Genomic DNA, 15473 nt, shown 5'->3' on the forward strand with positions numbered 1-15473 from the left:
TTTTGATTTAGGTTATTCTAATTTTAGATAAGCATTTAAGTTTTTGTGTCGTTGAATAATAGCATAATTTGGTGAGGAAATTGCAAAATAATCCTTCGTGATTTTTGGTTTTACAGGTCGTCCTCGACTGTCTTTTTCATCGGATTGTAATAATTGGGCAAATCCACCAGCGCCTTGGATACTTTTTAAACCATGAACAACCACAAACGTGGTGGTTTCATTATAAACATCTTTTGATGTAGTTAGGTCAAAGTATTTTATTTTCTTCTCAATTTCCTCATTTAATACTTTAAGGAAGGCATCAATATCTTCTTCAGAACCATTTTCAAACTGATAAATCACATTGAAGTTTTTAGCTTTATCATCAGCTATGAAATCTTTTTTGGCTAACACAGGAATTGCATTTTGCAATAGCTCTTCCGCCTTTTTACCTTCTTCTGTATTTGGATAAGTCAATGCAATGTAATCTATACCCTTTTTGTATTCTTCAAAGCCATAAAGCCTACCCTTTGCAGAGGCTTTGAGGATTTCAAATTTAGGTAGAAAATCGTCACCCTCTAAACGCTTAATTTGAATATCTGCCTCTGCTATAACCTCAGCATATTCTTGATTGTCAAATTTTTTGTAAAGCTTTGTATAAATTACTTCTGGACTATTCTCATCCTTTACTAACTCAGATTGTGGATTTAATAAAATTTCAGCATACCTGGAATCAGGATAGTTTGCAATAATATCTGATTTCATTGCTTCGGCTTTTCTATTAAGCCCAAGTTCAAGGTAAATTTTATATAGATTATATTTTGAAGGTAATATTAATCGGTCCTCAGGATTATTTTCTAGTAAATCTTCGAATCGTGATTTTGAAAGCACCAACTCTCTAAACTTTTCTTTGTAAATTATTCCTAATTGGTAATAGGCAAAATTTCTTTCCTTGGCGATACTATCTATAGCACTCTGCTTTGTTGGTAGTGCTGCTATATAGGTGTCTGGATTGTAAATATCTTCTGCACCAGGAATTTTTGATGTACCTTCTGTTTTAGTGTTATTTACAATGCCCGCTCTCTGATTGGACAGTCTCCAATTATCTTGTAATTTTCGCTCTCCCCAAATTTTAAGAAACTCATTTTTACCGTATGCTACGGTAGTTGGATTATAAAAATAAAAACTACTTTGCTTGCTTCCACCACTTGTATTAAAATTACCTGGTAATCCTTTTGGTGTTGCACCAGATCTTTGGTTTTGCTTATTAGCGCTATTACTTGCGCTAGCCGTCCGCGCTGCTTGACGTTCTAATTCTTCTTCTCTACGTTTCTCTTCCTCTAAGGCCTTTTGTTTTAAATCTTCAGTATACTTAGTAAATACTGCCAATTGCTCTAATTTAGGTAAGCTTATAAGATGTAAAATACTATCATTAACCTGTGCAATGCCTTCATAATAGATAACATCATCCAGATTCTCACGCTTCTTTTTTATAATTCTATAAGGCTTGGTATTTTGCTCCATAGCAGTCATAGTACTGTCATAATACGCGCCAGCAGTTTTATAAATATTACGATCAAAATACATATTGCCAAGGGTCTCGTAGTTTAAAGCTAATAAGTACTTGTCTGAGGTTATCTTTCTGAGTGATTTGTTATAATAGGCTTCAGCCAAACTATCAGAAGCTTTATTTCTATGGTATTCTGCAATTCGGAAAAATATCTTGTCTAAAAATGGTCTATTTTCTCTATTTTCCTCTAATTCTGTGAGGTATTCTTCAAAGGCAAGAACATCACCATCTGCATCATTAAAATTGTACGATTTCTCTAAATGAGCATTGATGTAGAATGCTCTTGGAATTTGCCTATGCATTGCAATTATGGCATCGAATTCCATATTGGCACTATCCTTCTTACTAAATCCATTATAGAGTTGACCTCTGATAAAATGGTATCGTGCTTTTTCGTTTTTAACTTTGGTATTCTCAGCAGCAATTGCCAATTGACTTAGTGCACTATCCTTAGACTTTATATTAATATAAGCTTGAGCAAGAGCTGCAGACGCATCAGCCAAGTCTTGCCCTTCAATAACTCCTTCTTCTTCTTTTAATAATCGCTTTAATCGTTTTATGGCTACCTCATCATTATTAAGGCGCATATTGGTTTTTTCTCTCCAGATTTTCACCTGATTAATTTTATCGCTTGTAGGATATTTATTAAGAATATTATTAAATGCTGCTAGAGCTGGTACAAAACGTTGATCGAAATAACGCGCCTTACCAAGTAGTAAATACGCTTCATCTATTTGTGGGTTTCGTTCTTTACCCTCGATATTCATACCGTGCATCTGAATGGCTTTAATGGCTTTTTCTTCAGCGCGTTCAAAATCTGCGTTTTTTGATTGTCCTGGCAAGAAAATATCATCACTAACCTTCATACGCTCCACAGGCAGCAATTCCCAAAAATTTTCAGTGAATTCATCATTAACCGCAAGTTTCCCTCTCTCTAGAGCAATATCACCATTATAAAGTATGTTGTACTTAGTGCCTAATGCATGAAAATTTCTGTTAATAAACGTATCCTTCTTTCGAGAGCAACCCTGAAAAATCAGTGCCACTAATAAAATGGGTAATAATGATTTAATGCTAAGCTTCAACGTTGGTTCTATTTGGTTAATAGATAACTAAAGTATTGGGTTTTTAGTGTGCTAAGTGGTAAAAATAAACATCTTTTTGAATTTTTGTATTGATTTGACTCTTTTTCGAGGAATGACAGAGGTTTATAAAACAAAAAAGCTCGCAAAAAGTTATCTTCCTTGCGAGCCAAATTGATGTGAAAAATTCTCTTATTCTTCTTCCTGACTTACCATATTACTGGCAAAGTGTGCCTCTAACTCTTTTAATGTTGTTGGATTGGTTTCTAAGTCTTTTACAATATTGCCTTTTTCTAAAACCACAATACGTTCACAAACATCAGTAACATGCATTAAATCGTGACTAGACACTAATATTGTTACCCCTTGTTTTTCGGCCAAATCTTTCAGGATTTGTTTTAATCTGATCTGAGTCGTTGGATCTAGATTAGCAAAAGGCTCGTCCAAGATGATAACTTCAGGATTACCAATTAAAGCCGCGACGATACCTGCTTTCTTTTGATTACCCTTACTAAGGTCTCTTAAATACTTCTTCTTACCAATAATTTCTCCATTAAAGAAATCCTCAAAGTTCGCTGTAAGTTTATCAACGTCGGCTTTATTTTGCCCTCTTAAATCACCGATAAAATAGAAATATTCTTCTGGAGTGAGGTATCCAATTAAAAAGCTTTCATCAATAAAAGCCGATGTAAAAGGTTTCCAACCTTCACTTTGATCTACAATTACCTCATTACTTGTAATTTTTCCTGTAGAGGGTTTAATAAGGTCTAGTAATAAGCTGAAATAGGTTGTTTTCCCAGCACCATTATTACCAACTAAGCCAAAACTTTGGCCTTTAGGGATGCTTAATTCCTCTATATTAAGAACTGTAGTTCCGCTATATGATTTTGAAAGGTCTTTAGTATATATCATAATGTTGGTCTGTTTTATTAATTATCTTGACTGAAAGCGTCAATCATTTTATATTTTGAATCAAGGTATTTCTGGGTAATAAATCGCATAAGTTTCTTGTGAAGTATAATTCCTGAAACTCCAAGAACAATAAGTGTAGCAATAGCTATTTCGAAACCTAATAACCAGTTGATTAGTGCGAACAATCCCATTGGTACTAGCATTAATGGTATACCTATTAACCATTGTACGGCACCTGTTCCTTGGTAATTAAATGCTGCTTTTTTATCTAAGTCTATCTTTTTTCTATTGAAAGATCCACCCCAAAGAATGACGTGGGAGTTAACACCAATATTATAGATAGCTGCTGCAAAATGAGCGATTAATATTTTCCATCCAAAATAAACGTATGGAATGCCTAATACAAATAGAATAACAACACTCATTATCATAAGGATAAATTTTGAACGCAAGTATTGTTCATACTTAATGTTTTGACTCATTAACATTTTATAATAACTACTATCCCAAGCAGGAATGAACTGGCCGAAATTAATGAGAAAGAATCCGGTTGAAAATATCCCAATAAATGCAAACATGAACTCCATTTCTCTATACATTGGCTGTGGATAAAAAAACAAACCATACAGCACACCGATAATTAATAGCATCGTCATTGATTTGGTTCGCTTATTTCTCCAAATGAGTTTTAAATCTAATTGCATAAAGGGAGCAATATCCCCGAATCTGTTGGTCCAAGATAAATCCGCCACTTTTACTTCAGCAACTTTAGATTTTAATGAGCTATCTAAAAAGAGTTTTTCTTTTAATATCTTGAAATTATAGACATAGACTATAGCCAATATTCCCAAAGGAATTAATATAAACACAGGGTTGTTTGCGATATAAATAAGTCCGTCACCAACAAGAGACCTCATTGGTAGAATATTAAAATAATCTAGCCCAAATAATACCCCAACTAGAGCTATTACCGGAAGAAATGACAACTCGGTTTCTGCTGAAAAGGCTTCAACAATAAAATTGAGAAAGTTAATTATCAATATGATCATTACCATGGCTGCTAACCATGTTAAAACTAAAGATGATGCATATCCATTTTTTAATAATGAAATACTAAATGGGATAATTGCAAATAAGGGTAAAAAATTAAAGAAGTTTAGCGCTGACTTACCCAATACAAAATTTACTATAGTAGAACGTTTAATTGGAAGTGTTAATAATGGTTTTACACTCATTACAGGTAACTTCTGTAGAAAGAATCGCATTAATACATCACCAATAAACCAGTAAAAAATGTAGTTGTTTACGACTAAAAATGGATCTTCATCAGGAGTTGCTTTTCCTATAATTTTAAAAAGAAATGCACCCATAAATAAAAAGATCCCAACAAAATATAGTGCAAAAAAAATGAGCAGTATATTTATTACGATACTTTTCTGCCAATAAGAAGAACGGAAATACTGCTTCCATTCTAAATTAATAAAGTGCTTTATCATAGCTTATGGTTAGTTTTTCGTATTAGTACTAACAATTGTTAATTTGTTACAAACAAATTTAAGTTTAAATTTTTGCTTCCTTATTTTTACAAAAAATTTATTGCTATGTCTCAATTCCATAAACTCAACATAAAATCCATAGAAAAAGTTACAAGTAAATCCGTTGCTGTAACATTTGCAATTCCTGAAGCCTTAACCGAGGCATTTGCATTTAAAGCAGGACAATACATCACCCTTAAGACAGCAATTAATGGAGAGGAAGTACGTAGAGATTATTCTATCTGTTCTTCACCAACACAAACAGATATCGCTGTTGGTATAAAAGCAGTTGATGGTGGTAAATTCTCAGTATACGCAAATGAAAGCCTCAGTGCAGGCGATGTCATTGAAGTTGCTGAACCAAATGGCCGTTTTGTGTTTGAAGCTAACGATGTTAAAACAAGGACTATCGCAGCCTTTGCCGCTGGTAGTGGCATTACGCCTATTTTAAGTATTGTAAAAACATTATTAGAAGGTGAGCCTTTTAGCAACTTTATTCTAGTATATGGAAACAAAACTGTTGAAGATAGCATGTTTCTCAAGGATGTAATGGAGCTTAAGGAAACTTACGGAAATAGATTTCATGTCCATTTTATTTACAGCCAATCTAATGAGCAAGACGCGCTTTTTGGTAGAATAGAAAAAAGCACAGTTAATCTTATCATTAAAAATAAATATAAGGGTGTAAACATCGAGAAGTTTTATTTGTGTGGACCAGAACAAATGATTTACACGGTTAAAGATGTACTGTTAGAAAATAACGTAAGAGAAAAAGATATTTTATTTGAGTTATTTACAGCACCTACAGAAACTGAAAATAATACCAATACTGAAGTGCTAGATGGTAATTCTAAAATTAAAGTTATTGTCGATGAAGAAGAGTTTGAATTTACCATGTCTCAAGATCAATCTGTTCTTGAAGCCGCTTTAAAAGAGGATATTGACGCGCCTTATTCTTGTCAAGGTGGAATTTGCAGCAGTTGTATTGCCAGAGTAACTGATGGTAATGCAACCATGAGACAAAATAATATTTTAACAGATAGTGAAGTCGCTGAAGGATTAATTCTTACTTGTCAAGCACACCCTACCTCAGCTTCAATTGAGGTCGATTATGATGATGTTTAGACCTTCTTTAAAGGTATAATGGACTTAATTTTATTTACGATAGTATCAACTGAAATACTCCCTGCAGCCTGTAAATAGCCCTCTGGAAATTTATTCCCGTAAACTGAGGTCGGAATTAAAGGAAATTGATCTCTATCGGCTAATAAAGCATAATCCTCAGGTTGATTAAAAGGTGAGAATCCAGCATAAGGATGTGTTACTCCCCAGATGGTTATGACCTTTACTCCAAACATTGCTGCTAGATGTGCATTTCCGGAATCCATAGATAACATCAGATCCAAATTAGAAATTAAGTGTAGCTCATTTTCAAAACTTATTTTACCAGCAACAGACGCAACTCCATCAAATTTTTCTGCCAAAGCAGTCAAGTAGTTTATTTCTTTTTTACCCCCTCCAAACAATACAATGTTATAATCAATTGCTAATTCCGATATTACCAATTCCATCTTTTCTAATGGATACATTTTACTTTCATGTGCTGCAAAAGGAGCAATGCCAATAGTTTTATTTGAGGGATTGAAAATGAAGAGCCTCAATTCTTGTGATAAGGAAGCCTTTTTAGGAAAAGACGGTTCTGTTAATTTTATTTGATAACCCAATTTTGCAAAGACATCAGTATAACGCTGGTGTGTGGTCTTTAACTGCTGAAATTGCTTACCTCCGATTAAATTCTTTTTTTCTAATCTCCCTTTATTGATTTGAACAAGCTTTTTACCTGAGAAAAAAAATTTTAAAATTTTAGTTCTCAAAACGTTGTGTAAATCTGCAACCTCATCAAATTCAAGTTGCTTCAATTCTTTTGCTAGAGTATAAAGTCCAAAGAGTCCTTTATGTTTCCCTTTAAAGTCAGCCACATAAATTTCTGTATTCCTTAAACCTTTAAATATTGGTTTAAAAAAAGCTCTGGTTACTACGGTAATTTTTACATCTGGATATTGCTCTGTAAAAGCTCTCAATACAGGTACTGTCATTGCGACATCTCCCATAGCAGAAAACCTTAAGACCAGTATATGTTTTGAATTTGGCATTAATTTCAGAATATAAGATTCTGAAAATCTATAATCTGAGTTATTTCTGTCCTCTTAAAACAGGATTTAACTCATCATCATTGTACATTTTCATTTGCTTATAGACTTTCATGTACTTATCACCATTAGCAATATCTTTAAGTAGGTCATCAATAGCGGTGCTTAAATCAACACGTTGCTCAAGTAAAACATCCAACTTCTTCTGACAAGCTGCCTTGTGAGCATCTGAAGCATCTTCTCTGACAGTTTCTAGATGCATATGATAAATTTTTAACGCTAGTATTGATAATCTATCGATTGCCCAAGCAGGACTTTCAGAATTAATCTTTGCGTCAGACTTTACGTCTACGTCTTTATATTTATCTAAAAAATAACTGTCAATAAACTCCACAGTATCCGTTCTATCCTGATTTGACGCATCAATCATTCGCTTTAGTTTTAATGCTGCAGGGGGATCGATATTTGGATCTCTTATAATATCTTCATAAGCCCACTGTACAGTATCGATCCAACACTTTCTATATAATAAATGAGCAATTAAATCTTCATCCTTATCATACTTGTTTGTGAATGATTGATCAACGGTGTTTAAAACCTTATAGGTTTTAATAACGTCTTGAAAAATAGTATTCGCTTTTTCTGAAAACATATTGAATTTCTTTAATGCTGCAAATATACTTTGAATTATTAACTTAGCCATTAGTTTAAAGGTCATTCTATGCACATTCATAACCTCTCTAATACCCCTTCTGTTTTAAATTCCTTTGTGTCTGAAATTAGAGACAAATCCATTCAAAAGGATAGTCTGCGATTTCGAAGAAATATTGAAAGAATTGGTGAAATATTAGGTTACGAATTAAGTAAATCCCTTCAATTTGAAACTCATAAAACAGAAACTCCTTTAGGTGTTTCAGAAACGACCTTGCATAAGAAAGATATTGTGCTTTGTTCAATACTAAGAGCTGGTGTTCCTTTACATAATGGCTTATTAAATTATTTTGATGCTGCTGAGAACGCCTTTATCTCAGCTTACAGACATCATAAACACGATCCGGAAAGCTTTGAAATTGTGGTTGAGTATTTGGCTTGTCCAAGTTTAGAAAATAAAACGTTAATTCTCGCCGACCCAATGTTAGCTACAGGACAATCCATGGTTGCAACATTTGAAGCCCTTAAACCTTTTGGTAATCCAAAGGAGGTACACTTAGTTAGTGTCATCGGAGCACAACAAGGGGTTGATTTAATTTCAAAAGCATTTTCAAACAATTCCCATCTCTGGATCGCTGCCATTGATGAGACCTTAAATGATAAAGGGTATATTATTCCTGGCTTGGGTGACGCTGGCGACCTTGCGTTTGGCAACAAATTACAGCAGTAAAGAAATTATGGGTGTTACAATTAAAAGTACAACAAAAATTTCCTTAAACCACTTTTCTGAGACTACCTCGATATAATTAGCCATGATTATTGAAAATGGAGCAAATAAAAACAAGAATTCACTCCCATTTTTCAAAGGAGAAATTATAGCTATTAATAAGGCAATTATAGATGACCACGCTACTAAGAAGTAGGATGGTCTTAATATTTTATTCTTATCAGGTAGGGTTCTAAAAAAGTAAATTAAAATCCATAGGTAAGCTGTAAATAGTATTGTGATTTTGAGAATACTTTCTTTATTATTATAGGATGTATAATCTAAACTAGCGTAGCGTTCAAAATTGGAAGGTTTAAAATACGTGTCGAAAAAATAAATATTATAAATCACTAACAAAACAATAACCGTAAGCACACCAATAAAGGGAATTATGGTGTTTTTGATGTCATTTTGAGTATCGTAAATCAACGCTACAATAACTAAGGCAAAGAACAAAATTGACCAAAAATAGAAAAGTGTTGCCAGCATTATCCAAAACCCTGCATCAAATAGTTTCTTTTTTACATGGAGATTTGATTGTAAACTAATAAGGCGCCTTAGGGCAAAAAGGACAAATAAATTAGCGCATAACAGGTCTAAATAATTTAAAGCTTCAGGGAACATTCCGAACATTAAGCCAAATGTCATGATGCTGTAGCTGTTATTCTTGGCCAAGTTGTTTTTAGAGATTATGAAATCCAGGAGAAATACTAAAAACAACGTAACGAGTAGCTTTAATACGGCCTTAAAACCTACTTGCCAGTCGTTAAAAAGATACCTGTAGGTTGATAGCATAAATAACAAAATGATAAAACCAACAACAATGATGAAGTTAATTGGTCTGGATTTACTAAAAATGCTTGTAATCATTAACTGTTTTTGTATTTTTGCATGCAGCCAAAGAAATGAATTTTATTTTTTAAATTAAGATTCACTTCCTGCCTAAAATTATAAAGTTATGAAAGATTTCTTTTACGGAATACAGGATTTATTTGTTGATGTCTTATTTGCTCCATTAGACTATTTACGTGAATTAGAACTAACCTCTTGGTTTGGTGCTAACACGATGTCTTGGGTTTTTATGCTTATAGGCTTTGTTGCTTTTACCTATTGGATGATGCAGCTTTCTAAGTACAACGCCAATAACGAAGAAGACAAGAGCGTTTCTGCACACTCTTATCTATAATAGTTAGAGGTCAAAACCTAAATCTTTACGATAATACATCTTATCAAAATGTAGTTTCTCTATACTTTGGTAAGATTTTTTTATGGCCTCTTCGTAGGTGTTTCCATATGATGTTACTGCCATAACTCGTCCACCTGAAGTAATAACTTTTCCATCGCTCTTTTTTGCTCCGGCATGAAATAATATAGAGTCATTAACCTCATCAATTCCTCTTATCGCTTTTCCTTTTTCATAAGCTTCAGGATACCCACCAGATACTAGCACCACTGTGGTTGCTGCTCGTTCATCAATATCAATATTAACTTCAGATAAAGATTGATTAGACATAGCATTAAAAATTTCAACCAAGTCTGTTTTTAATCGTGGTAAAACTACTTCTGTCTCAGGATCTCCCATTCTTACATTGTATTCAATCACCTTGGGTTGATCACCAACCTTAATGAGGCCGATAAAGATGAATCCTACATATGGTAAACTGTCCTTTTGTAATCCTTCAACCGTTGGTTTAACAATTTGGCGTTCTACTTTTTCTAAGAATTCATTTGTTGCAAAAGGTACTGGCGAAATAGCGCCCATACCTCCAGTATTTAAACCCGTATCTCCCTCACCTATTCTTTTATAGTCTTTAGCCGTTGGAAGAATTTTGTAATCCTTGCCATCCGTTAAAACAAAACAACTTAATTCTATACCATCAAGAAATTCTTCGATAACCACCTTAGCACTGGCTTCTCCAAACTTAGCATCTAAAAGCATGCTTTTGAGTTCGGACTTAGCTTCTTCTAAATCATTCAAGATTAAAACACCCTTACCTGCCGCAAGTCCATCTGCCTTTAAAACGTATGGTGGATTTAAAGATTCAAGAAATTGATAGCCTTCTTCAACATTTTCCTTGGTAAAGCTCTGATAAGCGGCTGTTGGAATATTGTGACGTGACATAAAAGCCTTTGCAAACTCCTTACTTCCTTCTAATTCGGCAGCGGCTTTTTGAGGGCCAATGACAGAGACATGTTTAATGACTTCATCGGCTAAAAAGAAATCGTGAATACCTTGAACCAATGGATCTTCAGGACCTACCACAACAAGAGAAATATCGTTTTCTAAAACAGCAGCTTTAATAGCACCAAAATCAGTAACATTAATACTTAAGTTTGTTGCAATTTTTTCGGTTCCAGAATTACCTGGAGCTACAAATAGTTTATTACATTCTTCACTTTGTGCAATTTTCCATGCGAATGTATGCTCTCTACCACCAGATCCCAGTACTAAAATATTCATGATTAGAATTTGTTTGCGCAAAAATAATTGGTTTTAAGATGAAAAAACAATTAATTTACGTAAACCTTTATTGGCGATTATAGATCTTGAAATTATTTGATTTTTCTTTAAAACTTAACGGCTTTGATATAGACAAAGCTAGGTCTACGTTAGAACACATTCAATCATTAAGTACTGCGGAATATGAGACCTACATTTACGAAAAGCGAAGAGAAATTGTTACGTACCATCTAGCACATAATAGTTTCTTTAAACAGTTTGGCAACAACATAAATTTAGAGAATTGGAACAGTGTTCCGATAATGACAAAACGCCACTTACAACAACCATTAAAAACGCGATTAAGCAATGATTTTTCATCAAAAGATATCTATGTTAATAAAACATCTGGAAGTTCTGGGGATCCGTTTATTTTTGGCAAAGACAAGTGGTGCCATGCCTTAACTTGGGCAGTAATTATAAATCGATTTAATTGGTATAATATTGATTTTAACAAGTCCCGTCAAGGCCGTTTTTATGGAATTCCGCTTAATAAAAAAGGCTATTATAAAGAACGATTAAAAGACTATTTTAGCAATAGATTTCGATTTTCTGTTTTTGACCTTAGTGATAAAGCCTTTGAAAAAACACTGACTAAATTTAAAAACTCAAGTTTTGATTACATCAATGGCTATACAAGTCCAATCGTTCAATTCGCAAAGTTTTTGAGAAAAAAGGCTGTTGTTTTAAGTTCTTTATGCCCTACTCTAAAGGTTTGTGTTGTGACATCTGAAATGCTTTTTGAAGATGATAAAATATTACTTGAAAAACAATTTGGTGTTCCGGTAGTTAATGAATACGGTGCCTCAGAATTGGATTTAATCGCATTCCAAAATCCTAACGATGAATGGCAAGTTAACTCTGAAACACTTTATATTGAAATCTTAGATGAAAAGGACAGGGTATTACCTCTTGGTGAAGAGGGTAGAATCGTAATAACCTCACTCTACAATTGTGCCCATCCGTTTATACGTTATGATATTGGAGATATTGGAATACTAAGTAAAAAAAGTACTCTTAAAAAACCCTTATTAGAAAAACTCATTGGAAGAACTAATGATATAGCAATCCTACCAAGTGGAAAAAAAGCAGCTGGATTAACCTTCTACTACATAACTAAAAGTGTTATAGAAGATGATGGAAATGTATCTGAATTTATTATTGAGCAACTAGACTATGACCATTTTATGATAAAGTATGTTAGCCTTTCAAAACTCACTTCAGAAAAAGAAACTCATATTAGAACTGAAATGGAAACCTATTTAGAGCCAAATATCAAAACTACATTTCAAAGACTTAAAAAACTAGAGCGTTCCAAATCTGGCAAACTAAAACAATTTATCTCTCACATAGACAATTGATATGGAAGAATTTATGATAATTACAAGCTATTACCCACCTGAGATAGGTGCAGCTTCTAATCGTATTTATCATTTAGCTGATGGATTAAAAAAAGACTTTAAAGTAAGGATAGTTACACCACTTCCAAATTATCCAACTGGGAAGATATTCCCGGAGTATAGAGGCAAAAAGAAACTAGTTACCCAAAACGAAGGCATTGAAATCAATAGATTATGGATTTATGCTAGCAAATCAAAAAATAAATTTGTGCGATTATTTGCAATGCTGTCTTACAGTACTAGTCTTATCTGGTTTTTCACATGGAACAAAATTCCAAATAAGGTTATCATTCAGTCACCACCACTATTGGTTGCTTTTACTGCAGTGTTTTTTCTTAAGTCAAAGAAAAGAAGGCTCATTCTAAATGTTAGTGATTTATGGCCTAGTGCTGGGTTTGAACTCGGTGCGCTAAAAAAGAATTTTGGGTATTCTGTTTTGAAAAAAATGGAGTCGTTTAATTACAACAGTACAGATGTAATTTTAGGACAGAGTAATGAAATTTTAGAACATGTAAATAAAATTACCTCAAAGCCTGAATTATTCTTATACAGAAATTTCCCTGAAATTGAGAAACAAGATATCGTAAAAACACCTTCTAACTCTAACAAGCTCAAAATTGTATATGCTGGGCTTTTAGGTGTTGCACAAGGGATATTACAGCTGTGCAAAGAACTAGATCTTCAAAATATCGAATTTCATATTTATGGGTCCGGTGCTGAAGAAAACGACATCGTATCATTTATTAATTCAAATAAAGCATCATCGATTTTTTTTCATGGAAAAGTCAATAGAACCGTCTTACATAATGAATTGAGGAAATATGATATAGCTATTATTCCATTACTAAATAGAATATACGGCTCAGTACCGTCCAAGATTTTTGAATTTGCAAAACTAGGGCTTCCTTTACTTTACTTTGGCGGTGGTGAAGGAGAAACGATTATTAAAAATAATAACTTAGGATGGATTGCAGAAGCCGGGAATTATAAGCAACTAAATTCGATTATTAACTCAATCAATAAGTCTAATTTAACGTTTGAAAAAAGGAAACTTATTCAGAATAATGCCTATCGAAATTTTAACTTAAAGGCACAAATTGATGATTTAAAAAAACTACTCTAATAGGCTTTATCTTCACCTTTTACAGCATTTATAAAAGTCTGTGCTATGATTTTTAGATCTAAAAGTAAAGACCAGTTCTCAATATAAAATATATCATATTTAACACGTCCTATAATATCTTTATCAGATTCTACCTCACCTCTATAGCCACTGACCTGAGCCAATCCTGTGATTCCAGGCTTTACAAAGTGACGTACCATAAACTTATCAATTTTTTTTGCGTACATGTCTGTATGGCTAACCATATGAGGTCTTGGACCCACCACAGACATATCGCCAAATAACACATTAAAAAATTGGGGGAGCTCATCAATACTTGTTTTTCTTATAAATTTTCCGACTTTCGTAACTCGAACATCACCGCGTGTAGCTTGATATAAATGCGCATCCTCATTTGGCATCATGGATCTGAACTTATAACAATCAAATTCCTTATAATTAAATCCATTTCTAGATTGCTTAAAAAAGACAGGCCCTTTAGATTCCAATTTAATAAGTATTGCAATCAAAGGGGTTAACCAAGACAAAACAAAAACAATTACGATACTTGAGAAGAAAATATCGAATGCTCTTTTGATTATCATATTCGCAGAGTCTTCCAGTGGAATAGTACGAAGCGTTAAAATTGGAATATAATCGTAATACTCATATTTTAATTTCTTAGAATAAATTTCTTTACTATCTGGAATAAACTTAAGTATTTTCAAATTATTGTCAGCAAAATCAACTATATCAGCGATTTGAGAATTAGTTAGTTCTGAAATAGAGCAATAAATTTCATCTATTCTTTCTGTTAGAACATAATTAAAACAATCCTCTAAATTGGGTTGGGTTTTTCTAAAATTGAAGGTCTTTTTGTGCATGTATCCATACTCAGGGTTCTTATTAAAAAAATTCTCCAGAGCCATGGTCTTTTTATTAAGACCAAATATTACGGTATTACGGTAATTACCCCCTAAAGACACCCTATACTTTTGTAATAAATAATAGATTGCGAATTTTAGGATTGCAATCAATGAAAAGCAAATCAAAGTATACTTTACAATAGGTCTTGGATAAATATCTAATTCATGATATAACCCAGAAAAAGCAAATACAAAGAGTAAGAATAAAACAAACTGTTTAACAATTAAAGAGAGTATGTTTACAGGTCTCGTATATCTATAGACTTCATAAAATCGCACATAAATAGACAAAAGGACCCAGCCTAAAGACATAAATGCTGAGAAAATTAATGGATCTTTACCCTCTAAAAGATAAATGATGGCAACACCATTAATTACACTTAAATCAATAAAGTATGATATCTGTCTTAAATACCCAGAATATCTTCCGTGTTTAAATAAACTCAAATTCTCAGATTAACTTAAATACTAAAATAATCCTTTTCTAAAAATAGGGAAAAGGATTGCTAATAAAAAAAGACCATTATTGACACTTAAATTGAAAATTAACTGCTAATTGATTAAACTCGTAGCCTTTGGTTTAATCTTTTTTCTAAGCTTTCTCTTGTATAAATAAAAGGAGAATTATTTTGATTTTGATCTAATCTAAAATTATATGTGTTATTTTTATTATCGTAATTAACCTTGCTGTTTGGTTTCAAATACAGATTAATCATTTCACGTTTAATAAACATCTGATTGTCTTTATTTTCCAATAAAATATTGAAAATAGTAAAATCTATATTAGCAAGTTCTTTAGATATATACATGTTAAATGATTTTGGCTCTTCGCTTAAACAAAACTCTACAAACTGAGAGTCCTCAGAACCTTGAATGTTAGCTGTAATTTTTTCTTCAGAG

14 protein-coding genes are annotated in these 15473 nt (G+C 32.9%); 5 read left to right on the forward strand and 9 right to left on the reverse strand.

Annotated elements, in window-relative coordinates; all coding sequences use genetic code 11:
• Positions 1–12 precede the first annotated feature (12 nt).
• From HRU49_RS05660 to HRU49_RS05670, 3 genes are all read right to left on the reverse strand, one after another.
• Positions 13–2634 (reverse strand): hypothetical protein, encoded by a 2622-nt coding sequence (locus HRU49_RS05660; RefSeq protein WP_296355028.1) that lies wholly within the window; start codon positions 2632–2634, stop codon positions 13–15.
• A gap of 189 nt (positions 2635–2823) precedes the next feature.
• Positions 2824–3543: an ABC transporter ATP-binding protein gene (locus HRU49_RS05665; protein ID WP_296355030.1), complete on the reverse strand. Its 720-nt coding sequence runs from the start codon at positions 3541–3543 to the stop codon at positions 2824–2826.
• A 17-nt stretch (positions 3544–3560) separates the two neighbouring features.
• Entirely contained in the window at positions 3561–5039 is a 1479-nt protein-coding gene (locus HRU49_RS05670) for a DUF5687 family protein (RefSeq protein WP_296355032.1), read from the reverse strand.
• Positions 5040–5144: 105 nt separating this feature from the next.
• Between HRU49_RS05670 and HRU49_RS05675 the strand changes: the two genes are divergently transcribed.
• Positions 5145–6203, forward strand: coding sequence for a ferredoxin--NADP reductase (locus HRU49_RS05675; RefSeq protein ID WP_296355034.1), 1059 nt, complete (start codon positions 5145–5147; stop codon positions 6201–6203).
• Here the strand turns inward: HRU49_RS05675 and HRU49_RS05680 are convergent.
• A complete protein-coding gene (locus HRU49_RS05680) occupies positions 6200–7231 on the reverse strand; it encodes a glycosyltransferase family 9 protein (RefSeq protein WP_296355037.1) in 1032 nt (343 codons plus the stop codon). The genes HRU49_RS05675 and HRU49_RS05680 overlap by 4 nt on opposite strands.
• Positions 7232–7271: 40 nt before the next feature.
• Positions 7272–7880: a DUF4254 domain-containing protein gene (locus HRU49_RS05685; RefSeq protein WP_296355056.1), complete on the reverse strand. Its 609-nt coding sequence runs from the start codon at positions 7878–7880 to the stop codon at positions 7272–7274.
• Positions 7881–7949: 69 nt separating this feature from the next.
• On the opposite strand from HRU49_RS05685, the gene upp reads away from it, so the two are divergent.
• Complete coding sequence (gene upp, locus HRU49_RS05690; protein ID WP_296355038.1) at positions 7950–8609, forward strand: uracil phosphoribosyltransferase; 660 nt, start codon at positions 7950–7952, stop codon at positions 8607–8609.
• Here upp and HRU49_RS05695 read toward each other — a convergent pair.
• Positions 8598–9515: a DUF6427 family protein gene (locus HRU49_RS05695; protein ID WP_296355039.1), complete on the reverse strand. Its 918-nt coding sequence runs from the start codon at positions 9513–9515 to the stop codon at positions 8598–8600. The two genes, upp and HRU49_RS05695, sit on opposite strands and share 12 nt — an antisense overlap.
• Before the next feature lie 88 nt (positions 9516–9603).
• Here HRU49_RS05695 and HRU49_RS05700 point away from each other — a divergent pair, with 88 nt between their 5' ends.
• Positions 9604–9831 carry a uracil phosphoribosyltransferase gene (locus HRU49_RS05700; RefSeq protein WP_296355040.1) on the forward strand — a complete coding sequence of 76 codons (228 nt, stop codon included), beginning with the start codon at positions 9604–9606 and terminating at the stop codon, positions 9829–9831.
• A gap of 3 nt (positions 9832–9834) precedes the next feature.
• Here the strand turns inward: HRU49_RS05700 and purD are convergent, their stop codons facing one another.
• The gene (gene purD / locus HRU49_RS05705) at positions 9835–11106 is read right to left on the reverse strand and encodes a phosphoribosylamine--glycine ligase (protein ID WP_296355042.1); all 1272 of its coding nucleotides are present in this window, start codon (positions 11104–11106) and stop codon (positions 9835–9837) included.
• 86 nt (positions 11107–11192) lie between these two features.
• Here purD and HRU49_RS05710 point away from each other — a divergent pair, with 86 nt between their 5' ends.
• Together HRU49_RS05710 and HRU49_RS05715 are read left to right on the forward strand one after the other, a co-directional pair.
• Complete coding sequence (locus HRU49_RS05710; RefSeq protein ID WP_296355044.1) at positions 11193–12506, forward strand: phenylacetate--CoA ligase family protein; 1314 nt, start codon at positions 11193–11195, stop codon at positions 12504–12506.
• Between the two features lies 1 nt (position 12507).
• Positions 12508–13668 carry a glycosyltransferase family 4 protein gene (locus tag HRU49_RS05715; RefSeq protein ID WP_296355046.1) on the forward strand — a complete coding sequence of 387 codons (1161 nt, stop codon included), beginning with the start codon at positions 12508–12510 and terminating at the stop codon, positions 13666–13668.
• On the opposite strand, the gene HRU49_RS05720 is transcribed toward HRU49_RS05715, so the two are convergent.
• The gene (locus HRU49_RS05720) at positions 13665–15020 is read right to left on the reverse strand and encodes an undecaprenyl-phosphate glucose phosphotransferase (protein WP_296355048.1); all 1356 of its coding nucleotides are present in this window, start codon (positions 15018–15020) and stop codon (positions 13665–13667) included. The genes HRU49_RS05715 and HRU49_RS05720 overlap by 4 nt on opposite strands.
• A gap of 113 nt (positions 15021–15133) precedes the next feature.
• Positions 15134–15473, reverse strand: a 340-nt coding sequence (locus HRU49_RS05725; RefSeq protein WP_296355050.1) for a hypothetical protein, incomplete at its 5' end; no start/stop codon positions are given.

Source organism: Winogradskyella sp., from assembly GCF_013213975.1.
Taxonomy (GTDB): domain Bacteria; phylum Bacteroidota; class Bacteroidia; order Flavobacteriales; family Flavobacteriaceae; genus Winogradskyella.

Coding starts and splice junctions, on each gene's coding strand:
- HRU49_RS05665 (WP_296355030.1), bottom strand. CDS start 3,543: ATGATATATACTAAAGACCTTTCAAAATCATATAGCGGAACTACAGTT.
- HRU49_RS05670 (WP_296355032.1), bottom strand. CDS start 5,039: ATGATAAAGCACTTTATTAATTTAGAATGGAAGCAGTATTTCCGTTCT.
- HRU49_RS05675 (WP_296355034.1), top strand. CDS start 5,145: ATGTCTCAATTCCATAAACTCAACATAAAATCCATAGAAAAAGTTACA.
- HRU49_RS05700 (WP_296355040.1), top strand. CDS start 9,604: ATGAAAGATTTCTTTTACGGAATACAGGATTTATTTGTTGATGTCTTA.
- upp (WP_296355038.1), top strand. CDS start 7,950: ATGCACATTCATAACCTCTCTAATACCCCTTCTGTTTTAAATTCCTTT.
- HRU49_RS05695 (WP_296355039.1), bottom strand. CDS start 9,515: ATGATTACAAGCATTTTTAGTAAATCCAGACCAATTAACTTCATCATT.
- HRU49_RS05715 (WP_296355046.1), top strand. CDS start 12,508: ATGGAAGAATTTATGATAATTACAAGCTATTACCCACCTGAGATAGGT.
- purD (WP_296355042.1), bottom strand. CDS start 11,106: ATGAATATTTTAGTACTGGGATCTGGTGGTAGAGAGCATACATTCGCA.
- HRU49_RS05685 (WP_296355056.1), bottom strand. CDS start 7,880: ATGTTTTCAGAAAAAGCGAATACTATTTTTCAAGACGTTATTAAAACC.
- HRU49_RS05680 (WP_296355037.1), bottom strand. CDS start 7,231: ATGCCAAATTCAAAACATATACTGGTCTTAAGGTTTTCTGCTATGGGA.